Raw genomic sequence first — 25,696 nt, 5'->3', positions numbered from 1 at the left:
AAGATTAGCCAAATTGCAATCATGGAGCTATTGGAAAAGTTAACGGTTCATTATCAGGAAATTACGAATCATGTGATTGATTACGAGAAGTATAATCTGTACGCGATATCGCATCATTCCACTGTCATTGAAGGAAACACATTAACCGAAACTGAAACGCAAATATTCCTGGATGAAGGCTTGACTGCAAATGGCAAGCCGCTTATTCATCATTTAATGCTTAAAGATCATCTTGACGCGCTACAATTTATTATTGAAAGAGCCTCAGAAAAGCAGCCTTTGAACATTTCCTTTATCAAAGAAATCGGGTCGCTGGTCATGAAGAATACCGGGACTGCCCATAACACTGCATTAGGAACTTTCGACAGCGGTAAAGGTGACTTCCGACTCTTGAATGTTTCGGCTGGCATCGGCGGTAAAAGCTATTTGAATTACAGCAAAGTTCCGGCTGCAATGGAAGCGCTTTGCTCAGAATTTAGTAAAAAATTGACGGCCGACCTCTCACTGGCAGAGATAAATGACCTCGCGTTCTTGCTTCACTATCAATTTGTTACAATTCATCCTTTTGCAGACGGAAATGGAAGAACGGGGAGGTTGCTAATGAATTTTGTGCAAGCGTTGTATAACAAACCTCTAACAATGATCTCTTCACAGAACAAGGTTGGTTATATTGAATCGCTCGTTCAAACCAGGCAGCAAGAGGACATTGAAATCTTTCTCGGTTTCATGCGCGAGCAGCATTTGGCTTACCTGAAACAAGAAATTGAACGCTTGTCTGATACGACCCCGCCAAAGAAAAATTTTAAAGGATTAGGTTTATTCTTTTAAAAAGCAAACTAAAACGCTCATTTTGATTCACTAAAATGAATTATAAATTATCTATTTCCTTATTTTCTGCTACACTGTTAACAAGCATCATTACTTTTTCCCAAACCCTCCCACCCGCTTCTGCAACCGAGGATTGGTCTGTGAAACCGCCGGTTGTGGTTCCTGCTGAAAGTCCGGTTTTGCCGCCTTCTGATGCTGTTGTGCTGTTTGGTGGGAAAGAGGATTTGGGCAAATGGGAACATCTGGATAAGTCGGCGGTAAAATGGGAGGTTAATGCGGGAGGAATGACGATTGTTCCTAAGACGACGGACATTCAGACAAAACAGAAATTTGGAAGTGCACAGGTCCATATTGAGTGGAAAACGCCTGACCCTAAGGAAGATCAGGGAATGAACCGGGGCAATAGCGGCGTGTTTTTAATGGGCCTTTATGAATTGCAGATTTATGAATCTTACAATTATGAAACGCGGATTTATTACAATGGGCAAGCTGGAAGCGTTTACAAACAGCACATTCCGCTGGTGAATGCAGCACGTAAACCACAAACGTGGCAAAGCTTCGACATCATATTCGATGCACCGGTCTTCAATGCAGACAAAACTTTGAAAACCCCTGCATACATGACCGTTTTGCATAATAATGTGCTGATTCTTAACCACGTAGAACTAAAAGGCCCGATGGTTTACCAGGGTTATCCAAAATACAAATATCACGAAGCAAAAATGCCGTTGAGGTTGCAGGAACACGGCAGTCGCGTCAGCTTCCGCAACATCTGGATCAGGGAATTGTAGACCGGATTATTGCTATTCAAATAACCAGTCGAGCGACTTTCCTGTTTTGCTTTCAGCTTTTTCTTTCAGATCCTGCCGGGCGTCTATAAAACCCAGCACGAGGACTTTACCCTGCCCAAGCGTCAACACATTTTCGCCGGCCGGAAACTTGAAAGTATGCACATTCACATCCGGCAAACCAGAGAACTTTAATGCAGCCGCAAGCCTCACTTCCGCCTGACCGAAATCATTTGCGCTCGCGTCCGTTTCAAGGTTTGGCGGCGCCACAAATGTTTTGTCTTTATCCTGAAAATAGCCAACCAGGACTTTAACAGGTTTTTCGCTCTTAAACTTAATAGTTGTTTGCCCATCCACCAATCCTGCCGCATCCGTCCGAATTGCTTTCAAGGATTTCAGCACGCCGGCAGATTCGGTAATGGTTGAAGCTTCATCTTCAAACACCCTCTGTCCTTTTTCCAGCGAAAAGGTTTTTAGGCCTTTGCTCGTGAAAGTTACCTCCGCCGGTTTTAATGCGAGCGTCTCCGAAGCACTGATACTTCCATTCTTCAATTGACTAATGTTGTTTTTGAAGCTGGCTAATTCCTTTTCATAGTATGGTAACAGCTCAACCCAGGTTTTATTTTTACCATCATCCCCTCCCACGGGCACGCGTCGTTGTGCCGTTTGCATGCTGTTGGCGTACAAATAAGCGCTTTTGGTAAGATCCGCGAGCCGTTTAAAATGGTTTACGCTCCTTTCGAGATGCGGGACCGCAGTTTCCAGATCGACAACATTATTGGAAAATTGATATTTCAAAACCAAAGCTGCTGCCTTCACTTTTTCGGCAAAAAAATCGGCTAATGCCTGGTTGCAATACATATCATTCCGTACGCGGTCAAATTCTTCCTTATTCTTTTTAACGTGCGGAGCGGCACTATCGATGGCGGCCGCAGCCAGCTTTCCGTGCCGCGTTACCTCATCAATGATCTGAACCGGCGTTTCTCCCACGTGGTTTTCGCCACGCGTTTCCTTTTCAATATATTCGGTAAGCGTTTCACCCTCAGGCCCGTCGGAATTGTAAAGCTCCGGCCAGACTCTGTACTTTTTGGGATTAACAAGCTGACTCATGGTCATACCCAATGTCAGCGTTTGCCTGTTTCCATTTGTAATGCCAAATCTTCGCAGAAGCTTAGGAGCAATTTCTCCTGCCTGCTCGTAAGCTTCCAAAACCTCTTTCCCGTGCTCGCCTATATCAAAGTCGGCGCCTAATTGTTGCGTCCAGTAAGCGACTTCTTCATTTCGGTCACGGCGGCAGTTCCACGCGTAACGCGCCCATGCTTTATACCAAACCCAATCCCTGTCCATTTGGAATTGTCGCGGCGTCACATTGTCTGCCGAAAACGGCCAGTCCCAGTATGATGCTTCCGGATATAAATGCAGTCCATTGGCACCGTGCACATCGTGCATGGCTTGTACGCTTTTTTGAATAAAATTGGCAGAGCCATATCGAAAAGGCTCCAAATTTGCGAGAATATGGACATTATCAATGTGCGTGGAACCCAGCTCGCTCATTTCCTTATGCATTTTAGCCCAAGGCCCTCGCGGCTCGTAAGTCGTTAAAGCCTCGCCGTTATATTTGTTCATGGTGTACAAATTTTTGTAAAGCGGCAATGCGGCTTTCATTACCAACTGCGGATTTGTATCGTGCCCGCGTAAAACGATCGGTGGCTCAACACTGGTTTTTAATGTCGATAAGCCCTCCTTAACGCCTGGAATAATGGTTTTTGTAAACCATTCCACATCCGACTCGTCGCCCTCCATGGCTTCACCCAGCGTAATCAGCAAACCTACATTCGGATATTTTGTAACAAAAGCAGCAATGGATTTTTGAGTATAATCGGCTATCAGCGGCGTAATAGCGCGTTTTCTGTCCTGGGTTTTAATCCCGTGCTTTTCTGCAAAAGGTTTTGAAACAATGATATTATAAAACATCTGGATCACCCATATCCCACGCTTGTCGGCCTCCTGCGTAAAAAAGCCAAAGATCTCCTCATTTTTCCTGAATGTTTCATCGTCTACTTCAACCGCATAGGGATAATCCTTCAGTTTGACCAGTGAAGCAAACGGATGTCCGTTCCATAAGTAAAGTGAGTTCATCCGGTTTTCTACAAGCATATCCAGATATTTGATCCACAGTGATTTATCATAAAACCAAGGGAAATTTTCGGGTGTGTAGGGATATTCATAAACCGTGCGGCCAGGCAGGTAAGATGGCTTTTGAATGCCGATGCAAGTGCCGCGCAACACCATTTCCGGCTGGTCGGTAACCGCCAATTTCTCAGGGACTTTGCCGGCTTTTTTAACGCGCTCAGCCATTTCCAAACAACCATATAATGCACCAGACGCATCCGATCCCGCAATGATTATTTTGTTATCAACAGAAAAGATTTGGAACCCTTCCTTGCCCGGACTTTTCACTGTCGCGGCGGGCAGCTCCTTTATGAGCATTTGCATGAGGCCATCCGTTACCAGGCCAATGAAGATTGTCTGTACTTTCCTGGTCGGTGGCATTTTGGCTTTTTTGGGCAACATTGCCACTTGGAAACCATTTTGTTTCAGCATTTCAGAAAGTTTCGCTGTGCCAAAATCAATGCGTAAATTCGATGCTCCCGCCAGGTAAATCTTTACTTTTTTATCTTCCGGACCATTGGATCTGATTGCTGCCAATGACCAAAATGCTGATAACAGGAAACCAATAATTAGTCCATATTTTCTCATTCTGTTTCAATTTTAAAAACATAGGCAATGTCCGAGGGAACTCTTGTTTTTGCAGGAACTGTAATTGTCAGACCATTTGCAGACAATGTATTTTGGCATTGCACCAGGTTTTTTAAGCCGAGCAGATTAACACTTCTGACCTTTCCAGCTATGCTCTGGGAAGTTAACTTCTTCAAATTAACAGCTACATTATCGCCCGGCCAGTCCAGAAATATCGCGTAAATCGTTTTTCCTTTTTTGGTATAATAAACCTTTTGATTTGCAGCCGTGGTTTCGCCAAAAACACCGAACGGACGCGTGTCATAAATTGCCTCACCAAACGACCACATCCAGCGCCCCACCTTGTAAACGACATCTTTCTGGTCATCCGGAAAAGTGCCATCGGCCTTGGGAGAAAGATTTAAAAGCATCTGGCCATTCTTGCTGACTACTTCAATCAATGTGTGCACGATCTCTTTTGCCTGACGGATTTCCATGCCCTCGGTATAGCCCCACGAGTAGGAAAGTCCGGTCCCAATAGAATAATCGCATAGCCAGGGTTTGTCAATAATGTTTTTGGGATTGGAGTTTTCGTGATCTTCCATACCCACTCCCGCAGGAATGTCTTCGCCTTTATATGTCACTATTACATCCTGCTTGCGCTTTTCCGCTTCGTTGAAATAATGTGCGAGATAGGTTTGAAGGTTTTTTTCGGGCACCTGTTCCAGCCAGGCGTCGTGATAAATCACGTCGGGGTGATATTTATCGATCAGCTCATTGCATTTATCCATCCACATTTGATCCCACGCTTCCTTCTTCATAGTCGAACCATAAAGCTTTGCGTACTTCGGATCCGATCCTGCCCAACCGGGCTTCATTTTCACGTTTGTGTAGTTCAGTTCGTGATGTAACGACGTAAAAAATTTCATCCCCCGCTGCCGGATCGACTTTTCCAATTCCCCTACGACATCCCTTTTCGGCCCCATATCCTTTGCATTGAACGGCGTTAAGTCGCTGTCCCACATTGCAAAACCGTCATGATGCTCAGCAACCGGTCCTGCAAACCGCGCGCCGCCTTTCACGAACAGATCCGCCCATTCATCCGCATTGAAACGCTCTCCTTTAAACATTGGGATGAAATCGTGGTAATCGAATTTTTCCAGCGGCCCATATAGCGCTAAATGGCGCTTATAAGTCCCCAGTTTCGAATAATCCGGATTGTCATTGTGCATATGCTGGATGTAATGCTCATTATTATAAGCGGGCACCGCATACACGCCCCAATGGCAATAAATCCCAAATTTCGCATCCCGCATCCAGTCCGGCACCTCATTATGCTTTTCCAGTGACGGCCAGGTTGGTTGGTAGGTTTGCTGGGCAAATGCGTGGTTTTGCATTATGATTATGCTCAAAAACACAGTCAGAAGCAATTGATATTTTGAATAATAAAATTTCATTATTTGAAACAATGTTTTGTAATTTAAAAAAATGTTACATATTTGTTGGTTACTAAACACACACACTAAATGGTAATTCTTTCCAAGCGAGTGATTAATGCGTTTTCGGACCTTGAACCGCGCTCGACTGATGCGCTTCTACATTGGTATAAGCACTGCAAAGCGGCTGATTGGGCTAATTTTTCCGAGTTGAAACATACATTCAGATCCGCCGATTTTGCTGGGAATGACCGATATGTTTTTAACATTAAAGGCAATGATTACAGATTAATTGCAAAAATTCATTTTGACATCCGTACGGTTTACATCCTGTTTATTGGAACGCATGCCGAGTACGATAAGATTGATGCTGCAAAAATTTTACATAAGAATTAGGTTATGGAAAACGACAAAATAATGTTTTCAAACGAAGTCGAATATGAGGCGGCGATGAAAGAAATACTTTCCCTGATGAATAAAGGAGAAGGAAATCTTTCCAAAACCGAGGCCTGGAAACTCCGTAAAATGGCCGTTGCCGCTGAGGAGTTTGAGGACATTCATTATCCCTTACCAAAGCCAAAAACCATCCCCGAAATGGTTGAATTGAAGCGGTTTCAGCTTAAATTGACCCAGGCTGCGCTGGCGGAAATGCTTGGGCTGGGTAAGCCGAAACTTTCGCAGATCCTGAATGGCAAGCGCGAGCCGGATGTTCCTTTTCTTAAAGCTGTGTACCAAAAACTAGGCGTTGATCCCGGCTTTTTGCTGGACAATGCTTAGCCGCATTTACCTTGCCAGCGGCAGCCAGACCGACATATCAGTATGCCCGCGGTTGCCCCAAGCATAGTATGGGACAAGGCGCACGGGGATGGTTTTTGGTGTTTCTGCGGAAACTTCCCGATATAACTTCTTGCTCCAATCTGTGTTGTCAACCAGTATTGCATCGCCTTGCAGACCCATAATCGGGCTGTTTTCTATGATTAGTGGCGTTGGTTTCAAATTGTTTTTGACAGTGATCGCGACGTCGAAAATGCTTCTTCCTTTTGGCAGATCCACCGATTCCAGGCAGTAAACAACCGGGCCGCGTTTTACGGCGATTTGATTGCGGGTTTCCTCAACAAGCGGGTTCGATTCGATCAGTTTCACAGGCATAGGGAGCGTGATTTCAATTTTGTCACCTGCTTTCCAGTTGCCTTTTATTTCAGCATATGTTCCTGAAACGAGCTTCGCATTATGCGCCTTTCCGTTGATCAAAATCTTTGCATCGCTGCACCAGCCCGGAATTCTAAAAAACAGCGAAAACGGATCTTTGGGAGCTTCCTGCACGGTTACGTTGACTTTTCCGTCCCAAGGATAATCTGTTGTCTGGGTCAATTTTAATGCACCGGATTTAATTTTTGTGTCGAGATTGTTTCCTCCGTATAAGTTGAAAAATATGCCTGCATCGGACAAACTGTAAGCATACTGGCTCACTTCCGAAACAGTGCGCACAACATTGGGCGGGCAGCAATTGGATTTTGAAATATAGCTCACCCTATCCTTCGACCACCGCTGGGCAAACGGCAGCGAATCGGAATAGCTTAACGGGTTGGTATACAAAAACTTATCGCCTTTCAGATTAATGCCAGACAACACACTGTTGTACAATGCCAGCTCCACAATATCCGCGTATTTCGCATCGCCCGTGATTTGCAGCATACGCCAGTTCCAAAGCACATTCCCGATGTTTGCACAGGTTTCGTTGTGCGCTGTGTAATTGGGAAGCTGATAATCCCTGCCGTAGGCCTGATGCACTTTTTGCACTTCGTCCGGTTTGTAAGAGGTCCCGTCCGGTGAAACGCCGTCATAAAGCGAGCCACAGGCGCCGGTGACGTACATTTTGTGCTGGGTAACGTCGTCCCACATGACATTAAGCTGGCTCAAAAGCGTCGCATCTCCTGTTTCCGCATACACATCCGCGACGCCTGCGTACAGGTAATTGGCGCGCACGGCGTGGCCCATCACTTTGGTTTGTTTCAAAAACGGAATGCGGTCCTGATTGTCGTCGGTGCCTTCGGTCGCGCCTTTTATGGAAATCAAATGCTTCACCAATGTCAGATATTTCTGATCGTGCGTCGTGCGGTAGAGCTCCGATAAACCCATGTAATGCGATGGACAAATAGCATTTCTGGACTGCTCAGGGGTTGCCGTATTGTAAAATCCAATCAAAAAATCGGCTGCTTTTTTAGCGACATTGAGTAAAGATGTTTTCCCTGTTGCGCGGTAATGCACACAAGCTGCGGTCATCAGGTGGCCAAAATTATAGGCTTCAAAACTCAACCGGTCCGCGAACATTTGTGCTTCTCCGCTTTTCTTTTGCTCAATAATCGCTTTTGTATAAATATAGCCATCCTCACGCTGCGCTTTTGCCATAACGGCAATAGCTTTATCCATCATTTCATCCAGCTTTTTATCTTTCGTGACGGCATACAAACTCGCTACGGATTCGAATGTTTTGTAAAAATCACCGTCATGAAAAGAAGGACCCTTGAAATTCCCCTTTTCCAAACCAGCAGCAATCTCAAAGTTCCTGAATGAGTGGCTTATAGTCGGGTCTGTATAAGTTTTCCAAAGTTCCGGCACCATCGTTTCACGGCAAACTTTGAAGCGATCAGCCCAGAAACCTTGCGTCCATTGCACCGCGTTCAGGTCGGTTCCGTGAAGCTTGGCGTAGGAGCTTTGCGAAGTGTTAACCAGCGCATTGTCCTGTGCATGAAGCATTTGCGCAACCAATAATGCTGAAATTGTGGAGGCTATTTTTTTACTTAATATCATATCTGGTTCGTTGAATGCTTATTCTGCCTTGGTTATTACATATCTAACATTATAAACCGCTTCCTGATCCTTCCTACCCGCATTCGGCAGGTCATACATTTGATCTGTTGGAGTGTCTGCGTTCGGAAAACGGCGCGTGTCCCCGGTGCGAAATGTGATGCGGCTTACCGCTTCCAGCGGCGCGAAAAGAATGTTGTTGCCAAGATTCTTGCCGTTGACAGATACGCTGTAAAGTCGCGTTTCTGTGTCGAGCTGGACTTTGATATCGTATTTTTCACCAGACTTGTAGGTCATCAAATTCTTGTTACGGTAACCCGCTTTCGCCCTGAAATTTCCCGTGGAATCAAATGAAAGCCGGACTACCGGAGTGCCTTTTGCATCCTGAAACTCAATGTCCAGTAAGCCGTGATCATTTTGTTTTGTCTCAACCGAAATTTCGGCAATCAATTTTGTAGTCGCAGGAATCACGCGTTCCGCTTTGGCGTAATCGAATGGATCTGAATCCTTTAACGAAAGAAATTTAGAACCATCCTGCCCTTTTTCAATGCGTACGGCGGCCCACAGCGGGCTGTAAATGTTCCATTCCGAGAGCTCTTTTCCATCCGGTAAATCAGCGAAACGGTCGGCCGCATGCTTTTCAGCAACTGACTTAACGGGCACTGGAATGGAGGAAATCCAGATATCCTCTTTGTTCATGCTGTACGAAACCCATAATTTTCCATCCGGCGGCGTGCCATCGCCCTCGCTGATGCCACGCGGATATTGCGGGCCGTAAGATTTGTAGTTGCCACCATAACGCATGGCCGTGATCTCGCCATTAACGAGCAGCAGATTTTTGTAATTGATCCCATCATCACTCACAGAAACGGCTAACGGCCAGCGGAATTCAGATGGATTGTAAACCGTCGCATATTTTCCGTCGGAAGTTTTTTGTCCCCATATTTTGGCATTACTATTGACAAATCCGGGGGCACGTTTGGGTTTGTAAAGCCAGGTCGCGCCGTTGTCTTTACTCATGCTTGTTAAAGCATTTTTCCAAAGTCCCACCACCCTTCCGTCTGTTAAATGATACGCGCTGAGGGCTTTGTATTCTCCTTTCAATGATATCAGCGGATCGTCGCGGTCTGCCTCTTCCACCCACTGCTGCGTTACCAATTTGTTAGCCAGCAACTCTTCGCAAGCTTTTATAAATTCCTTGTCCACGCTCTCGGTAAACAGCGGATAATCCGATTTCCGTTTCCAGGAGGCATTTGGCCTGATGAAATAAATGGGGCCAAAACTGCCGTCTTTTTTTATTTCCCGCACTACACGGCCAATCCCGTTTCCATCATTCGGATCGTCTTTGGCATCCAGTGCAATGCCGTAATAAGCTAATGTGAGCAGTTTTTTGTTTTTGGAAACATAAAAACCCATGCGTTGATGCATCACTGCATAAAGGTCTTTGGCCATTCCCAGATGCGACTTTTTCGTTGTACCATCCGGAATTTTATAAGGCGGAAAAATCGTAACCGGCTTGGACCAGGTGCGCCCATCTTTGGACGTCTGAAGTAATGTTTGCCCCGGCGGAACGTGCTCACCCACGGGATTGCTCAGGTAATTGAGATAAAATGTTTCATTCCAATAAGCCAGGTTCGGCGCATGATTATAGGTCCAGGTTATGGCCGTGTCCTTGTCCGGATCGTCCCGGTTTACCCTTAATGTCTGGTAGGAATGCACACCGATTGCCGGCGCGAGCGCGCCGTGGTGATAATCCACATTCACCAAAGTTTTTCCCGTATAACGGATCGTGTCCTGCGCATGCGAAAATTGCATGCACAGGACTGACACCAATGTTGTTATTTTCAGTTTAATATCCGGCATTCTGTGTTATTCTAGAGTTCTGATCGCGGACAATGTTCGGGATCGGCAGCAATAATTTGGGTTCCGAAACATTCTTACCTTTTGCGGTAAGGACGGGGATTGCGCGGTTTGTTCTTTTCAGGTCAAACCATCTGTGGAATTCAAAGGCCAGCTCTACCCTCCGCTCGTGCTCCAAAGCCAGCGCAACTGTATTGTATTTTGATGGATATGCTGCCGTTCCGTAAAGTGGCAATGCTGCTCTTTTACGCACTTCATTGAGATAAGAAACCTCGCCTGTTGCTTCTGTAAGCATTAAAAGCAGATCAGCGTAGCGCAAAACGATGAAATTGTTGTTTGCTGCGATGCTTTGATTGATGAGCGGCGCCGTTTTATCCGTCCACTTTTTCGGAAATTTAGCTGCTGTAAAATTGCCTTTTGCATCTACAAACCCTGTGTCAATGCTTGCTTCTTTTCGGGAATCGCCTTTTTCAAATTCATTCCAAATGTCGTCCACAACCTGGTTCATACCCGCTCCATAAAAGCCCAGTGCAATAGAGTTGGGGAAAAATTCGAGATAATAATTGCTGTAAGGGTTCGTCGCGGTGCCGCCCAGGAACTGGATTTCGAAAATGGATTCTTTCGTATTTTTATTTTTCACGTCCCAAAGCGATGCATAAGAAGGAAGCAGCTCGTATTGTTTGCTGTCATAAACTTCTTTCAGCTCTTTCGCAGCATTGGTTTTGTCGCCGGTTGTCAAATATACTTTGCCCAAAAGCGTTTGCGCAGCACCTTTCGTGGCCCTGCCCACAATGCTGGAAGTGGCAGGAAGTTTTGCTTTGGCTTCATTCAGATCTTTGATAATCTGCGCATAGATCTCCGTTGAAGGCGAACGTAAAATATTGTAAGCTTCGGCAGCAGTCACAGGCTTGGTTACCAACGGCACATCGCCCCAGATCCGCACCATATTGAAGTAATACAGCGAACGCAGGAACAACATTTCACCTTCTGTCTGAGACTTATAAGCGGCGTCGATATCAGCAGGCGCAATTTTGTCCAGAATGATGTTAATGTTGTAAAGCGATTTGTAAAAATCTTGCCAAAACTGGTAAACCATCGTATTTGCAGGAGCCAGCGAGTAATCGCGAAACTGCCATTTATCGGCTTGATTTCCAGATATATTAAAGATCGTAACATTATCGGCCATAAGTTCACCGGCGTAGGAAACAGGTCCCTGCGGATGGTAAACGGTTACCAATGTGTTGTATGCAGCATTGGTTGCGAGGTCGAAATCCGTTCTGGTTTTATAGAAAATTTCTGCATTCGGGTTGGATATCGGGGCAAGTTCCAGGAAGGAATCCTTGCAACCCCAGGTCGCTGCCACAAGGCCGATTACGGTGATGATTTTTATGAAATTTTTCATTATTGTTTTTTTAAATGTTTTTGTGGAATCTAAAAATCAGCCTTAATCCCAACCGTAATCACCCTCGGCAACGGATAAGATCCATAATCCACACCTTGAAATGCACCCGGCACCGGCGCGTTTCCGCTGCTGTATGAGCCCGCAGTTTCCATGCTGCTACTGTATGAAGTTGTTCCGTAAGTCGTGTTTTCCGGGTCGTAACCTGTGTATTTGCTAAACAAATGCACGTTTTCAGCATTCACATAAACTCTCGCACTGCCAATTTTGAGTTTGTTGCTCCACTTCGCAGGCAATGCATACGAAACCCTTACATTTCTCAATCTCACAAAAGACGCATCCTCCACCCAATACGACGAGAATTGTTTCTGAAGCCCCAGGTAATTCACAGAAGGCTTGAAATGTTTGCCGTCGCCAGGCTCCGCTTCCGAACGCCAGTAATTGTACATGCTCGCAAAGAAGTTCCGGCCATTATCCCAGGTTCCCAGATAGCGCACGTTGTTATTGGCAATTTCTCCGCCAAACGATCCCTGGAACAAAAACGAAAGCTCAAAACCCTTATAGCCAACCGTATTGGTAATTCCGGCAGTGAAATCGGGCTGGTAATTACCTAAAATCGTCCGGTCTGCATCTGAAATTTTGCCGTCACCATTCACGTCGCGCACCTTCGGATCGCCTGGCGTAGTGCTCGCGTGGTGCGGATAAGCGTCTATTTCATTTTGATTGTTAAAAACACCGTCGAAAACATATCCGTAAAAATTAGAAACAGGCTGTCCTACTTCCGTGCGGACTGTCACCACATTATCTACATATTGAATAGGCGCATTTCCCGGTCCGAGTTGCAGCACTTTATTACGATTGCGCGACAAGTTGAAATCCGTGGTCCAGGTAAAATCGCCCGTCAGGTTTTTCGTAGAAATATTCAATTCCACGCCCCGGTTACGCATCTTGCCAATGTTTGTCAATTGGGAAGAAAAGCCCGTAATGTCGGGAACAGGAACGAAAAGGAGCATGTCGCGCGTAATGGAATTGTAATATTCCGCCGACACATTAACGCGGTTGTTAAAGATCGCCAGATCCACGCCTACATTGAACTGGTTTGTCTTCTCCCAGCGCAAACCTGAATTAGCTAGATTACTCACTTTCAAGCCATTAGCAATCGTTGTCCCGTTCACATAAGGAGCAGCAGCAAGCAAACTGATCGATCCATAATTGGGGATCTGGTTGTTCCCGGTCACACCATAACTCGCGCGCAGTTTCAGGCTGTTAATAGCGTTCACACCCGACAAAAAGCTTTCATCCGAAATAAGCCAACCGGCTGATACAGAAGGAAAATAGCCCCACTTATTATCTTCACCAAAACGCGACATACCATCGCGGCGAATCGCCCCTGTCAGGAAATATTTGTTTTTGAAATTGTACTGCACCCGCGCCAGATAGGAAAGCAACGACCACTCACTGGCGGTTGTGTTTCCTGCGGTCACCGTTCCAGCGTTGAGTGTGTGAACGAGGTCGTTAGGAAAATTATTGGCAGCCACATACATGGTTTCATCGCGCTGTTTCTGGCTTGTATAACCCAAAAGCCCCGTCAATGCGTGCTCGCCGATCTTTTTTTCGTAGGTTAATGTATTTTCGCTCAGCCAGTTGAACATATATGCATCACCCGCATTCCCCTGCGCCGCAAGCACCGCCGAGTAGCCGTATTTTTGCTTATCATTCCAGTAAAACGCATTGCGTGAATTATAAAGGTTGCCGCTAAGGCTGGTCCTGAACCGAAGATTATCCAAGATCTCATATTCCAGAAAGCCTGTTGCAAGCGTGTTAAACGATTTTCTTGACTTGTCAACCTCCCTGGTGAGCGAGTATGGGTGCCATAAATTCATGTCGGCATAGGAAGTGAAACGGAACCAGGTTGAGTTTGGATCGCGGAAACCTAGGTTGCCGTTTTCATTGTAAACCGGAAAATGCGGGTTGCTTTGTAAGCCCAGACTAATGACATCGCTTTTACCTTGCGTTCCTTCCGTCCGGTCAAAAATGGAGGTGATCCCCAGGTTCAAGCCTACACTCAATTTCTTGCTGATCTGCGTTTTAACATTCGATCTTACCGACAGACGTTTGTAATAATTCGCATCTAAAACAGCAGTCTGATCCAGGTAAGCTGCCGAAAACATGTATTGCGTTTTTTCTGTGCCGCCCGAAACCGTGACTTGTGCATTGTAGGACGGCGCAGTGCGGAACATAACATCCTGCCAGTTTGTGCCTTTGCCGAACTGTTGCGGATTATTTGTAAAGTCTTCCGGAATTTTCAATGTAGCAGGCCTTACGCTGTTGGGATCGCTTGCATTGCCGCCTTGCGCTGTCCATGCGTTATTTTTTGCATCAACGTAGGTCTCAATAAATTGCTGTGCGTCCATCATTTTAACGCGGCGAACGACTTTTTGGGAGCCATATTCAACATTTGCACTCACGCTTACTTTTCCTGGCTTGCCCATTTTGGTAGTAACCAAAATAACGCCACTGGAACCTCTCGAACCGTAAATCGCAGCCGAAGATGCGTCTTTCAAAACCTCTATCGATTCGATATCCTGCGGATTAATGAGGTTTAAATTGAAGTTTTCAAGCGGAACGCCGTCTACAACGATCAGCGGGTTTGTGCCCGCTGTAATCGAGCTGACACCGCGGATTTTGATGACCGGCGAAGCACCTGGCGCGCCCTGCGATTGCGAAATGTTAACCCCTGGCAATGTTCCCGCAAGCGATTGCGTGACGTTACTGAATGAGCGGTCCTTAAATTTATCATAGTTAATGGAGATAACTGCCCCTGTAACCGCACGTTTACTTTGTGTACCGTAGCCCACCACCACCATTTCTTCCAATGATTTGCTTTCCGAAATAAGTTTTACCGAAATATCCGTGCGGCTTCCCACCGTTTCTTCAACGGACTGATAGCCTACAAAACTGAACACAAGCACAGTTTCCTGACTTGGCACCTCGATCTGGAATGTTCCATCCGCGCCCGTTGTAGTTCCCCGTTGCGTTCCCTTGATCACGACACTCACACCCGGTAACGGATCGGTGTCATTAACGCCCGTCACGCTGCCTTTCACAGCGAAACTCTGCGCATTTACCACCGGCACCGCCAGTATAAATGCCAGGATGATCGGTAAGAGTTTTTTCATATGTGATTTTTCTTTTACTTTCTTTTTTATTCTATTTTTTACGAAAAATAGGAACATTTTTACTCACAAAAAACAAATCGGTGATATTTATGTCTTATTTCGATAAAAAATTGTTTAAAACCATTCAAATACGACGTTGTAGCCCTGAAATGGACTTCATTCGAAATGCTTGTTATGATGAAATAGAAATAAATAAAAAAACCTGTGCGGATACACAGGCTCAAAACAACCGCTAAAACTTACCGATTAATCAACCAATCGCTTCTTGCCAGCCTGCATAACCTTTCCTTGCTATGGCGTTATCAAGGGATGGACTCACCTTAGAATGATTAGTATTCAGATTTTTTAGAAGCGCAATGCTCTCATAAACACCGGCTTGCAAACCAGCCAGATACGCAGCACCCAAAGCGGAAACTTCCGGAAATCCCAGATTAACCACAGGCTTTTCGAGCAGATCCGCGAGGAATTGAACGACGAATGTGTTTGCAGTGAGGCCGCCATCTATCTTTAATTCTTGCAATAAAATGCCCGTATCCGATTCCATAGCCATAATTACATCCTTGATCTGATAAGGAATGGATTCAAGTGCGGCCCTTACGATATGATTTTTGTTGCAGTCAAAAGTCAGGCCGGTGATGGACGCTTTGCGGCTCATATCCCAATGTGGCGCACCGAGTCCGCTGAATGCCGGAACCAGATATACGCCATTATTGTCCCGGACCGCATTGGCCATTTCTTGCGTATCCGCAAGGTCGGCAAACATTCCAAGGTTATTTTTTAACCATAATATCGTTGCGCCGCAAGTGACGATCACGCCTTCCAGCGCATACTCAACATGCTCGCCCGTGCTCCATCCAATGGTTGTAACCATTCCATTTCGGGATGACTTCGGCTCTTTCCCAATGTTCATCAATATTGAGGAACCTGTTCCCAATGTTGCTTTCGCAATGCCTGGTGCGAAACATCCTTCGCCAAATGCAGCCGCGTGTGAGTCGCCGATCATAGCAGTAAGATCGATTTTAGCTTGCAGCAAACCATTAAAGTCTGTTGACCCAAAATATGACGATGACGCTTGAATGTCAGGCAATTGAAGGTAATTCAATCCAAATTTTATCAATAATTCTTTATCCCAACCGAGTGTTTCAAGATTAAAGAACAATGTCCGGGACGCATTTGTATGATCGGTAAGATAACTTTCTCCATTGGTCAGTTTATAAAGCAGCCAGGTGTCCACGGTCCCAAATAGTGCGTTTCCAGCTGATACAGCACTTTTTACGGCTCCATTATTTTCATTTAGCCAAATCACTTTTGAGCCGGAAAAGTACGGGTCGACCAGTAAGCCTGTTTTCTCCTTGATTTCCATTTCCAGCCCGGATGTTTTGAGCCGTTCGCAGATTGCGACAGATCTTTTACATTGCCAGACAACAGCCGGACACAACGGTTTTCCACTTTCGTCCCACAAAACGAATGTCTCCCGCTGATTGGAAATGCCACAGGCTTTTATTTCAGAAACGATTCCGCCCTTTGACTTGAAGTCTGCCAGACATTTACCGACGGAAAGCAGCACGTTCTGATAAATTCCTTCCGGATCTTGTTCTACGGACCCTCCATCCAGATATTGGGTATGAAGCGGCTCAACACCACGCGCAACCGCAACGCCAACCGCATTAAAAATGACTGTTTTGGTGCTGCTTGTGCCTTGGTCAATGGCAAGTATAAATGGGCCTTTCATGGAGAATGGAATTCGGAAAGAAAATAAAAGAAAAACTTTCGCAAGTAAAGAAAAATACGGAATGAGTTTACTGCAATTTTAAATCCGCGTTTAATTTATAATGCTTGCCCTTAATTGTGTCAAAGGCCAAGCGCCTGGAGCCGTAGCGCACATTGCATTTGTTACCCGCCTTGGAAAGTATGTCAACGGATTGTAACTGACCATTTTTCCATTCCATAGTAATTTCAAAACCGCCTCTTGCCACCAATCCGCCCACTTTTCCATCAGGCAATGCTTTGGGCAGTGCAGGCAGTAAATGCAATTCTTCCTGATGACTTTGCACGAGCAATTCGAGAATTCCTGCCGCCCCACCAAAATTCCCATCGATCTGAAATGGTGGATGCGCATCGAAAAGGTTAGGATAAGAGCCTCCCCCGCCCTTTTTTACGGAAGCGTCCATAATGGGATTGAACAGCTTTCTGATCATTGTATAGGCATGTTCGCCGTCCAGAAAGCGCGCCCAGTAATTAATTTTCCATGCCAAGCTCCAGCCTGTTCCATCATCGCCCCGAAATTCCAGTGACTTTTTTGCTGCATTGGTCAGTTCAGGCGTTTTTTCCGGAGTTATTTCTTCACCCGGGTACACGCCCCACAGGTGAGAAACGTGCCTGTGATGGCTGGTGGTGTCATCTATATCCGACATCCATTCCTGCAACTGACCAGCCCTGCCAATTTGGTTAGGAGCAATTTGCGAAGCCAATTTTGCTAATTTCGCTGCGAATTGCTGATCAGTTTTCAGCACATTTGCACTTTGAATACAAGCACTGAATAAGCCTCTTATAATCTGATGGTCCATGGTTGGACCGGCCACTAAACCACCGTTTTCAGGAGAGTTAGAAGGTGAGCTGATCAATAGTCCGGTTTTAGGATCTTTTACCAAAAAATCAACAAAAAACGCTGCGGCGCCTTTCATGAGCGGATAAGCCGTGTTTTTAAGAAAGTCTTTATCCTGCGTGAACCGGTAATGTTCCCACAGATGCAGGCTCAGCCACGCACCGCCCGTGACCCAAATCCCGTGATCCGATGCATTGATCGGTGCCGCACCACGCCAGACGTCCGTGTTATGATGCACCAGCCAGCCGTTTGCATTGTAATGTTCCTTTGCAACCTCCGCACCGGTTTGTGACAAATCCGCGATCATTGCAAAAAGCGGTTGATGACATTCTGACAAATTACCCATTTCTACCGGCCAGTAATTCATTTCCGTGTTAATGTTGACCGTGTACTTGCTGTCCCACGAAGGTTTCAGCTGATGATTCCATTTTCCCTGCAAGTTGGCCGCGTGCGTGCCCGGCCGACTGCTCGCAATGAGCAAATAGCGCGCATATTGCACATACAAGGCCAAAAAAGCCGGATCGTCGGGATTATCTTTAAACTTTAACAGCCGTTCGTCAGTTGGTAATGCAGCATTATTTTTCGCAGGGAGATTCAGGCTAAACCTTGAAAAAAGCTTTTGGTGATCCGTGATGTGTTGCTGAACTGCCTGCTCGTAAACGGGCGCTTTTTTGAGGATTGAAGCCGTTTTTGCATCGGGTTTTCCGGTTACGGTTTTATAATCGATATAATTCGTGGCGGCTGAAAGAATGATCGTCGCTGTCGTAGCATTCTGAATGCTGATCTTACCATCCTGCTGGCTCAATTTCCCATCGGTCAGCACTTTCATTTTTGCGACGCCTTCCAGCACACCATTTTCTACTTTCACATGAAGCGCCAGCTCATTGCCATTGCCAGTGATTTGTTTATTTGCATGAATGGCATCCAGGCGAACTGCAAAATTGAGCATACCAGACTGATCCGCAGTCAATTTTACATAAATCGCTTTGGCCGGATAACTCGCGAAAACTTCCCTTTTGTAACCAACATTTCCATTTTTATAAGACACAAGGGCCAGTCCTTTTTCAAGATCCAACTCCCGGCGATAGTCCGAAGCATTGGTATGACCGGGAAAGTCAACGTATAAATCGCCAAAGGCCTGATAGGCCATTTGCCTCAGCGGAATGCCCATAAAGTGCTCAGAAGCAAGCTTTTCCGCCTCTTTCTGCTTGCCTTCATTCAGCAATGTGCGGATCTCCGGCAAATATTTACTTGCACCTTTGTGCGCGTAACTTCTCGGTTCGCCCGTCCATAATGTCTCCTCGTTAAACTGGATCCGTTCGCTTTCAACGCCGCCGAAAACCATCGCCGCCAAGCTTCCGTTACCAACCGGCAACGCGTCTTCCCACTGCTTTGAAGGTTGCTTATACCAAAGTTTCAGATCCTGCGCCTTGCCCGAGAAAGCGTTTAAACTTATCAAGAGCCCAAGCGTCAATGTCGTTTTGTATAAATCTAAAACCCTGTAAATCATTTGATAAAATTTAAAATTTTAACTGAGATCGTCTCCCCCGGCCCACATTATTTTGATAACTCCGCAATTACCAAATCCTTCCTCCGAGATTCCGGCGTGACCTTCACATGAACGATTTTGCCATGCTGCAATTCACCCTCAACAGTCGTGTTATACGGGGCATGCAGCTTGAATTTCACATCCCAATCCCTTGGCCAGGCCGGGAAAAGGTAAATTGAATCGCCGACGGCCTGCATTAACATTTCCTGCAAACCGATCATCCCCGAACCTCCCCAATTGTGATCGGGAACCCAGTCGTGGCCCGGACCCCAGAAAGCTGGAAATCTGCGTCCGGAATTTTGTAACTTCTTCACTGTTAGCGCAGCTGCTTCGTCTGTCAGCCCCAATCTCGCACAAAAAATATTGTCCTGATGCCAGCTGGTGTGGTTTCGGTTCTTAATGGCTTCCGTATCATATTTCCAGGTGTTAACCGCCACGTCCAAGTCCGGCAAGCCCACGCCGTACATTCCGAATGGAAAAACGGGGTAAAGCTGCGGAATTTCTGTGTTCTGGATTCGTTCCCACGCCTTTGCCGGGGCAATGGTCTGGTGCCCCTGCATTTGACGAAAACTAAGCGGCGGCACCCTGCCAAGCCGTGCCTTCCATTCTTCACGCTGCGTCTCTGTCCCGTATTTTGCCGGCAGTGCAAGCATTCTGGAAAGCACTGTTTTAAGGCCCGCAATGGTTGTGACGGAGTTATAAGCCATTTTGTAAGTTTCTGCTGCCGAGCCAGGGAAAACCACCAAATGTCCGTTCTGATCCAGTTTTTTTGCGCCGCGCCTCTCGGCCAGATGTTGATAATGTTCATCAAAAAAGAGCGTGCAACTTTCGATCAACGGAAGATATCTGCTGATATCCGTGCCGGTAAAGCGCTCGATATCCAGCATCATCAGACAGAATTCCAAGGATGTGTCCCAGAGGTATTCCAGCCAGGCATTGTATTCCACGCCGGGATCAAAATCTTTCGGCCGCTTTTGTCCGTATTCTGCATAATTGGGCAGACCAAAATTTTCAATCTGTTCAGTGAAAGATGCTCCCCGATGTCCCCAGTAATGTTTTGTGCGTGTTTCGGCATTGGATAATGTCCGAAGGTAAAAGTCAAATTGTGAGGCCATCATTTCAAAATCGCCGCTTTTCAACATAGGCCAATATACCAGCCGTTGGTTTTGAGCAGTGAATGTTCCGCCGCCCCAACTACGGTAATCGGGTCCAAACTTCAATGTTGAATCAATAAAAACGGGATCATGCGTGAACAGTCCGCCGTTGAACTTGGTTGGATAAGCGCCAAAAGCATTACAACCCAGCATATACCTGAAAAGCTGATAGTTACGACCTGTTTGCCACACCGGCGAGGCCGTATCCGGCTTATTCACACGGATCGCAATGTGGCTTCGCTGCCAGTAGGCATTCCACCAATCCAATGTTTTTTGCCTGGCTGTTTTTTCTTCGCTTTTTGCCTTTGAGACGATTTTGAACAGCCCGTTTTCCCATTTTCCCGCATTGCTGTTTTCCTCAGTATGAAGAAATATGTTTAAATGATGCTGTTTGGAAGGCGAGTTACTTTTTAGTCCGAACCCCTGAAACGCTGTATTCACATATTTCCCCGAAACAGATTTTAATTGCCCGTTAGCAAGCTCAGGAGCCATATTTTCACCCTGCATCCAGCCGCCATAAACCATTCCTTTCAACGGGTTCCAAAGCTGCGACTTCACGGGTTCCAGTTGCTGTTGTTTGACTATCAGGTCGAACAATGTTGAATCTTTATTTTGGTGATAAAATAGGATTCCGCTTTCGTGTGTTTTAATACTGTCTTTCGAGGCTATAACCTTATCTTTCAACCATTTAAATGAGCTTGCATTCTTTTCTTTTCCCTGCATTTCGCGATCCTGCGTCCGCCAGCTTTCATACCATGCACTTACCTGAACAGGCTTACTAGCAGCCACATCTACATGCACAACCGGGTTGAAGACGTCAACCCAGACTTTAACTACAACCTCCTGATTATCACCATCACCGGCGATTTCAACATATCCTTCTTGCAGTTTCAGCTCCTGCCGAAACGCAGTCCCGTTTCTGAACGGATTAGGGGAAAGCCTTATCCGTACCCGTCCTAGTTTTGGAAAAACGTTGTTTTCATCAAACGCCCCGCTTTTCGATAAATAAAATAGCACATCGCCATTTTCAACCCACACATTCAAACCCACGTCACCACCCCCGCAGGGCATCGATTCGCCCGAATTTTTGCTCTGGCTTGTCCACTTAACATTATAAATTTCGGGAGAAAATGGCTGCGCCAATGCGCTGTTTATGAGACATAAAAACAGAAAAAAAGAAATCCTGAATCGGGATGGAACTGACATTTACCTGCCGTTTGGTTTGGATGCCTTGATACGTGCTTCCCAGTTTTTGCGCTCTTCCTGAATGTTGTAGCCGCGCCCGGAAAGGTAATTATTGATCCGTCCTTTGTATTTGCCAAACACCTTATGCTTCTCCTCCGAAGAGCCTCCATCCATCGCCAGCTCTCTGGCTTCCGTCAACCAGCTCATAATCTGCGCCTTTTCTTCGTCTTTCAATGCCGGGATCATGTCCGTATAAGCTTTGTAAGTCACGGGTAAAACGCCGTAAGTCATTCCGTCCTTAATTTTTTCAACCTCGGCGGGTGTGAGTTCGGCTGAGAGTTTCGAGATGTAACCCTTATGCAGTTCAGCACGTTTTTGCTCGACTTGCTCTGCATTTTTTTGCTGTTGGAGATTATTCAAATCTAAATATTGCTTTACCATTATGCTCCTCACCTGTCTGTATTTCACAGAATCGGCAAGTTGCAACTCCGCAAGTATTTTGTCTGAGCGTTTGGTAATGGTTGTGACATAAGCTTTTTCAGTGTCCACCTGACTTTGCGCTTTGGCAACGGGGAATGCGAACAGTCCCAGGCAGAATAAAGTTTGAAACACTTTCATAGTCGTTGAGTCTGATTATGCGTTTTGAAAAACGGATTTCATGAATGTCGTGTTAGCGCTAAAATTCCCTTTGACGTCTGTCGGCTTAGAAGCATCGCGTGAACGTTCAATAACCAGCCAGCCTTTCCAGCCCATTTTATCTAATGTTGTCTTAACCTTTTTCATATCCAGTCGCGTGTTTTTTTCGAGCCAAACTCCGTCCTTATCTGTGCAATGGATCTGGCAAATGCGATTTTTTCCTAAAATCATCAATTCTTCACTCACATCCCTACCAGCTTCAAGCGCATTGGAAAAATTGAAATAAATCCGGATCGCTTTTGAGCCGACTTCATCCAGCAACTTCACCTCGTCCGCCGCACCCAATGCCGTTTCAATGCCGATCACAACGCCCGCTCTTTCAGCCATCGGTGCAATCAGTTTCAGCCTTTCTATAATCTGAGGCCTCAATTCAGGATTTTTGACCAGATCACCTTGCACGCCCATCGGAAGAAAGGCGGTCTTAACGTTCATTTGCTTCATGGTCTCAATGCAGTCGCCAATTGTTTTTTCAATGCCATCTCTTTTAGCGAATGATTGCGCGTAAAATCCGGTCATCGCCAGCGAGCATATTTCCAGATTAAGCGCTTTTGCCTTATCCAGATATTGTTTCCGGATCTCGGGATCAACCAATTTGTTATCAAATGTCGGCCGATTACCCAACCCACCCATATCCACTTCCAGGCCATCCGCTCCAATCTCTTTCGCCAATGGTAATGCACTCAATTTCTGCCGTTTAAGGATCATCAAATCGATCACCGCGATCTTATAGCGTTGTTTTTTACCCTTCGCCAAAAGCATCGGGGCAAATGGCAAAAATGTCCCGGATAATGCCGCTACTGAGAGAAATTTGCGTCTTGTTATCATTTGCTGCTAACGTTCGATGATGGCCATTTTCCGTCGGTAATTGCTTTTCCCTTCAATTTCGAGGGGTCGATTTTTACGTATTTAATCCTTTCGCGGCGCCATGTGTACACAACGTGCACCATGCCGTCAGCGGACTGGATAACGGAGGGATACGAATACTGACTGATTGGGGAATCTTCCAAAACCAAAGCCGCGTCCCAATTTTTGCCATCCTTCGAAATTGCGACGTTCAAAGGCGTCCGCGGGCCCTTAGCTTCATTTCCCGGAGGCAAAACGTGGTTGTATACCAATAATTGCCGACCGTCTTTCAATGTCACGGCATCTGTTCCCGAATTGTTATTGGGCAAGTTTGAAGCTTTCACTTCGGACCAGGTTTTGCCACCGTCCTTCGACCACGATTCGACAACGGCGCGGTTTCGGCTGCGGCATAGGATCTGCAAATCGCCGTTGCTATGCACCAAAATGCTGGGTTGTATTGCGTTAATAGCCTTTCCATCATTGAGCGGCCCTACTTTCCGCCACGTTTTGCCGAAATCGGGCGTTACCTCGAAATGCACACGCCAGCCGTCCTTGCCTTCCGTGCTCGAAGGACACCATAATTCTCCGTTAGCCAGCAAAACGGGTTTGTTTTTGATAGGCCCGAGAAATCCTTCCTGCAAAGGAGCTGGTTTTGACCAGGTTTTGCCATTGTCCTTGGAAGTGATCAGAAAGCCTTTCCAGCCCGGAACATTGGGCCCGACTTTATAAAATAACATAAGATCACCTTTTGGAACCTGATACAAAACCGGATTCCAGCATGCATATCGCAATGTGTCGTTCACAATGCCGTTCGCAACTTCCACGGGAGCAGTCCATTTTCCGCTTTCGAGGCGGCTTACCCAGATTCCCACGTCGGGATTACGCTCTTTGGTCCCTCCGAAAAATGCGCTTACCAGGCCGGCAGGCGTTTCGGCGATAGTGGACGCGTGACTTTCAGGAAAAGAGGTTTTTTCAAAAATGAATTCGTCAGTGACAATGCCGTCCTTCCACGTTTGGGCGTTGGCGATGCCGGTGAGGCAAAGCAGGAAAGTGGCGATAGGAATTAGGTGTTTTTTCATACTTGTTTAATCAATAATCTTTCGATTTTTTCTGATGAGCCTGCTTTTTTACCATTAACCAAAACTTGTAATCCTTTTCCTTTTTTATAATGACTCCCATCTTTATCCCATATGATTGTCAATATGTTACCTTGATAAAGCACATTATCCAAACAAAACCAGCCCCACTTTTCCTGCGGAATTAATGGGTTGACTTCAATCGTGTCATCTTCCCTCGGCCGAAGCCCAACCAAGCCTGAAATGACGAGGTCGTTGAATGTTGAATGATTGTAATATCTGCTCCTTTCCTGATCCCCTTTGAGCCAGTAACCCGTCGTCTCATCCAGATATTCACCGATATAAGGTTTGCCTCGGTAATATTGTGACTCCACATAAAGCTCCATTAACCGGAAATAGGTCGTGTCTGTCAATGTTTTGGCGTCGCTGGCATTCATGCGGTTTGCCATTCCTGTCAAGGTTTGAGAAGTGGCAAACGGCCAGACCGCTCCGTCCCATTCACATTTGCAGCAGCCATGTGTGCGAAAGTCAGGATGCCTGCGTTCTGCGGTCGTGAGGCCGAAAGGCGCCCGAAATCCCTTAGGATCAATTACTTGCTGCCACGCTTCATCCTGTTTTTCATCGGGTAAATTGAAATACCAGGGAATGTAACCGATCGCTTCCCGAACGCCTGCAAATCCGCCACTGCCACCTTTTTTCACCGTTTCAAAAAAACGGGTCTCGGGATTCCAGAGCTTTTCAATGATCAGTTTTTTCAAAGTGTCGGCCTTCAACTCATAAAAGCCTTTGGTGGCAGAATCTCCTTTCAAACGCGCTAACTCGGCAATTGCCTTCGCGTTTCCGTACATATAACTGTTGATGGTCGGCCTTGCGTTTTGCTCCCTCCGGCCACCGCTAAGCGACTCTTCCATGCCGTCTTTCACATCTGTTTGCCAAAAAAGCCCGGAAGCCGTGCGGCGGTCTTTTTCCCAGGCCTGATATTCCGATTGCAGATCGGGAAGCATATCCAGCACAAATGTTCTATCTCGATTCACCTTATAGCGATTATAAAGTGCATCGGCCGTCCAGCTGCTGAATGTGAGCAATTTCTTCATCCTGCCTCCCTCATTTCCGCGAAACCAGGTGTGCACATAATCGTCCAGATACTGCTGATTATGCAGCCAGCGGCCCTCGTATATGTGATGCCCGAGCGCGCAACTGATCATATTATACTTGTCTGCGTAGTTGCGATCGACCAGAAACTCGGTAATGATGAAGCCTTGCGGTGTTTTGTGAATGTGTTTGCGGAAAGTCCACCACCGATAATAATAGATCTCCTGAAAATTATCCTGCGGACAGTCGAAAAGCGGAATGTTGGCTTTCATCCAATCCCATGATTGCGCATTAGGAACGGCATTGACCTTGTTTTCATCCTCCATCCGGTTAAAATGCTCCACATGGTGCCTGTAATTATCCGCTTTCAGCACGGCCGGACCGACGCTATGCTTTGAACATGCGCTTAATCCTATTAAAAAAATCAGCAACAGATAAGTCTGGTTTCTTGTGCGCATT

General features: G+C 46.1%; 17 protein-coding genes. 4 read left to right on the top strand and 13 right to left on the bottom strand.

Features of this window, described 5'->3' with window-relative positions; translation table 11 throughout:
- Nucleotides 1–21: 21 nt before the first annotated feature.
- Complete coding sequence (locus tag B5X68_RS18790) at nucleotides 22–828, top strand: Fic family protein (RefSeq protein ID WP_082216307.1); 807 nt, start codon at nucleotides 22–24, stop codon at nucleotides 826–828.
- A gap of 35 nt (nucleotides 829–863) precedes the next feature.
- A complete protein-coding gene (locus B5X68_RS18785; RefSeq protein ID WP_082216306.1) occupies nucleotides 864–1,619 on the top strand; it encodes a 3-keto-disaccharide hydrolase in 756 nt (251 codons plus the stop codon).
- Between the two features lie 12 nt (nucleotides 1,620–1,631).
- On the opposite strand, the gene B5X68_RS18780 is transcribed toward B5X68_RS18785, so the two are convergent.
- Nucleotides 1,632–4,376, bottom strand: coding sequence for an alpha-d-galacturonidase (locus B5X68_RS18780; RefSeq protein WP_082216305.1), 2,745 nt, complete (start codon nucleotides 4,374–4,376; stop codon nucleotides 1,632–1,634).
- A complete protein-coding gene (locus B5X68_RS18775; protein ID WP_082216304.1) occupies nucleotides 4,373–5,812 on the bottom strand; it encodes an alpha-L-fucosidase in 1,440 nt (479 codons plus the stop codon). Before B5X68_RS18775 ends, B5X68_RS18780 begins: the two co-directional genes overlap by 4 nt.
- 69 nt (nucleotides 5,813–5,881) lie before the next feature.
- Here B5X68_RS18775 and B5X68_RS18770 point away from each other — a divergent pair, with 69 nt between their 5' ends.
- Together B5X68_RS18770 and B5X68_RS18765 are read left to right on the top strand one after the other, a co-directional pair.
- Nucleotides 5,882–6,187: a type II toxin-antitoxin system HigB family toxin gene (locus B5X68_RS18770; RefSeq protein WP_082216303.1), complete on the top strand. Its 306-nt coding sequence runs from the start codon at nucleotides 5,882–5,884 to the stop codon at nucleotides 6,185–6,187.
- A 21-nt stretch (nucleotides 6,188–6,208) separates the two neighbouring features.
- Nucleotides 6,209–6,568, top strand: a complete 360-nt coding sequence (locus tag B5X68_RS18765; protein ID WP_141110344.1) for a helix-turn-helix domain-containing protein — start codon at nucleotides 6,209–6,211, stop codon at nucleotides 6,566–6,568.
- Between the two features lie 6 nt (nucleotides 6,569–6,574).
- On the opposite strand, the gene B5X68_RS18760 is transcribed toward B5X68_RS18765, so the two are convergent.
- From B5X68_RS18760 to B5X68_RS18710, 11 genes are all read right to left on the bottom strand, one after another.
- The gene (locus B5X68_RS18760) at nucleotides 6,575–8,602 is read right to left on the bottom strand and encodes an aceric acid hydrolase (protein ID WP_082216301.1); all 2,028 of its coding nucleotides are present in this window, start codon (nucleotides 8,600–8,602) and stop codon (nucleotides 6,575–6,577) included.
- Nucleotides 8,603–8,620: 18 nt separating this feature from the next.
- A complete protein-coding gene (locus tag B5X68_RS18755) occupies nucleotides 8,621–10,462 on the bottom strand; it encodes an exo-alpha-sialidase (RefSeq protein WP_082216300.1) in 1,842 nt (613 codons plus the stop codon).
- Nucleotides 10,449–11,861 carry a RagB/SusD family nutrient uptake outer membrane protein gene (locus B5X68_RS18750; RefSeq protein ID WP_082216299.1) on the bottom strand — a complete coding sequence of 471 codons (1,413 nt, stop codon included), beginning with the start codon at nucleotides 11,859–11,861 and terminating at the stop codon, nucleotides 10,449–10,451. The genes B5X68_RS18755 and B5X68_RS18750 overlap by 14 nt, the downstream gene beginning before the upstream one ends.
- Nucleotides 11,862–11,890: 29 nt before the next feature.
- Nucleotides 11,891–15,037 carry a SusC/RagA family TonB-linked outer membrane protein gene (locus B5X68_RS18745; protein WP_082216548.1) on the bottom strand — a complete coding sequence of 1,049 codons (3,147 nt, stop codon included), beginning with the start codon at nucleotides 15,035–15,037 and terminating at the stop codon, nucleotides 11,891–11,893.
- A gap of 250 nt (nucleotides 15,038–15,287) precedes the next feature.
- A complete protein-coding gene (locus B5X68_RS18740; RefSeq protein WP_082216298.1) occupies nucleotides 15,288–16,769 on the bottom strand; it encodes an FGGY family carbohydrate kinase in 1,482 nt (493 codons plus the stop codon).
- A gap of 67 nt (nucleotides 16,770–16,836) precedes the next feature.
- The gene (locus tag B5X68_RS18735) at nucleotides 16,837–19,152 is read right to left on the bottom strand and encodes a glycoside hydrolase family 95 protein (protein WP_082216297.1); all 2,316 of its coding nucleotides are present in this window, start codon (nucleotides 19,150–19,152) and stop codon (nucleotides 16,837–16,839) included.
- A gap of 47 nt (nucleotides 19,153–19,199) precedes the next feature.
- Nucleotides 19,200–21,551, bottom strand: a complete 2,352-nt coding sequence (locus B5X68_RS18730) for a DUF5703 domain-containing protein (RefSeq protein ID WP_082216296.1) — start codon at nucleotides 21,549–21,551, stop codon at nucleotides 19,200–19,202.
- Entirely contained in the window at nucleotides 21,552–22,148 is a 597-nt protein-coding gene (locus B5X68_RS18725; protein ID WP_082216295.1) for a DUF3826 domain-containing protein, read from the bottom strand.
- Nucleotides 22,149–22,163: 15 nt separating this feature from the next.
- Nucleotides 22,164–23,051, bottom strand: a complete 888-nt coding sequence (locus B5X68_RS18720; protein ID WP_082216294.1) for a sugar phosphate isomerase/epimerase family protein — start codon at nucleotides 23,049–23,051, stop codon at nucleotides 22,164–22,166.
- The gene (locus B5X68_RS18715) at nucleotides 23,048–24,148 is read right to left on the bottom strand and encodes a sialidase family protein (RefSeq protein ID WP_082216293.1); all 1,101 of its coding nucleotides are present in this window, start codon (nucleotides 24,146–24,148) and stop codon (nucleotides 23,048–23,050) included. The genes B5X68_RS18720 and B5X68_RS18715 overlap by 4 nt, the downstream gene beginning before the upstream one ends.
- Nucleotides 24,145–25,695, bottom strand: coding sequence for an MGH1-like glycoside hydrolase domain-containing protein (locus B5X68_RS18710; RefSeq protein ID WP_141110343.1), 1,551 nt, complete (start codon nucleotides 25,693–25,695; stop codon nucleotides 24,145–24,147). The genes B5X68_RS18715 and B5X68_RS18710 overlap by 4 nt, the downstream gene beginning before the upstream one ends.
- Nucleotide 25,696: the final 1 nt, after the last annotated feature.

This window comes from Dyadobacter psychrophilus, assembly GCF_900167945.1.
GTDB classification, from domain to species: Bacteria; Bacteroidota; Bacteroidia; order Cytophagales; family Spirosomataceae; genus Dyadobacter; species Dyadobacter psychrophilus.
This window is presented reverse-complemented; position numbering and strand designations above follow the sequence as displayed.

Excerpts from the sequence above, each read along its gene's own strand:
- B5X68_RS18790 (WP_082216307.1), top strand. The coding sequence starts at position 22 with ATGGAGCTATTGGAAAAGTTAACGGTTCATTATCAGGAAATTACGAAT.
- B5X68_RS18785 (WP_082216306.1), top strand. The coding sequence starts at position 864 with ATGAATTATAAATTATCTATTTCCTTATTTTCTGCTACACTGTTAACA.
- B5X68_RS18780 (WP_082216305.1), bottom strand. The coding sequence starts at position 4,376 with ATGAGAAAATATGGACTAATTATTGGTTTCCTGTTATCAGCATTTTGG.
- B5X68_RS18775 (WP_082216304.1), bottom strand. The coding sequence starts at position 5,812 with ATGAAATTTTATTATTCAAAATATCAATTGCTTCTGACTGTGTTTTTG.
- B5X68_RS18770 (WP_082216303.1), top strand. The coding sequence starts at position 5,882 with ATGGTAATTCTTTCCAAGCGAGTGATTAATGCGTTTTCGGACCTTGAA.
- B5X68_RS18765 (WP_141110344.1), top strand. The coding sequence starts at position 6,209 with ATGTTTTCAAACGAAGTCGAATATGAGGCGGCGATGAAAGAAATACTT.
- B5X68_RS18760 (WP_082216301.1), bottom strand. The coding sequence starts at position 8,602 with ATGATATTAAGTAAAAAAATAGCCTCCACAATTTCAGCATTATTGGTT.
- B5X68_RS18755 (WP_082216300.1), bottom strand. The coding sequence starts at position 10,462 with ATGCCGGATATTAAACTGAAAATAACAACATTGGTGTCAGTCCTGTGC.
- B5X68_RS18750 (WP_082216299.1), bottom strand. The coding sequence starts at position 11,861 with ATGAAAAATTTCATAAAAATCATCACCGTAATCGGCCTTGTGGCAGCG.
- B5X68_RS18745 (WP_082216548.1), bottom strand. The coding sequence starts at position 15,037 with ATGAAAAAACTCTTACCGATCATCCTGGCATTTATACTGGCGGTGCCG.
- B5X68_RS18740 (WP_082216298.1), bottom strand. The coding sequence starts at position 16,769 with ATGAAAGGCCCATTTATACTTGCCATTGACCAAGGCACAAGCAGCACC.
- B5X68_RS18735 (WP_082216297.1), bottom strand. The coding sequence starts at position 19,152 with ATGATTTACAGGGTTTTAGATTTATACAAAACGACATTGACGCTTGGG.
- B5X68_RS18730 (WP_082216296.1), bottom strand. The coding sequence starts at position 21,551 with ATGTCAGTTCCATCCCGATTCAGGATTTCTTTTTTTCTGTTTTTATGT.
- B5X68_RS18725 (WP_082216295.1), bottom strand. The coding sequence starts at position 22,148 with ATGAAAGTGTTTCAAACTTTATTCTGCCTGGGACTGTTCGCATTCCCC.
- B5X68_RS18720 (WP_082216294.1), bottom strand. The coding sequence starts at position 23,051 with ATGATAACAAGACGCAAATTTCTCTCAGTAGCGGCATTATCCGGGACA.
- B5X68_RS18715 (WP_082216293.1), bottom strand. The coding sequence starts at position 24,148 with ATGAAAAAACACCTAATTCCTATCGCCACTTTCCTGCTTTGCCTCACC.
- B5X68_RS18710 (WP_141110343.1), bottom strand. The coding sequence starts at position 25,695 with ATGCGCACAAGAAACCAGACTTATCTGTTGCTGATTTTTTTAATAGGA.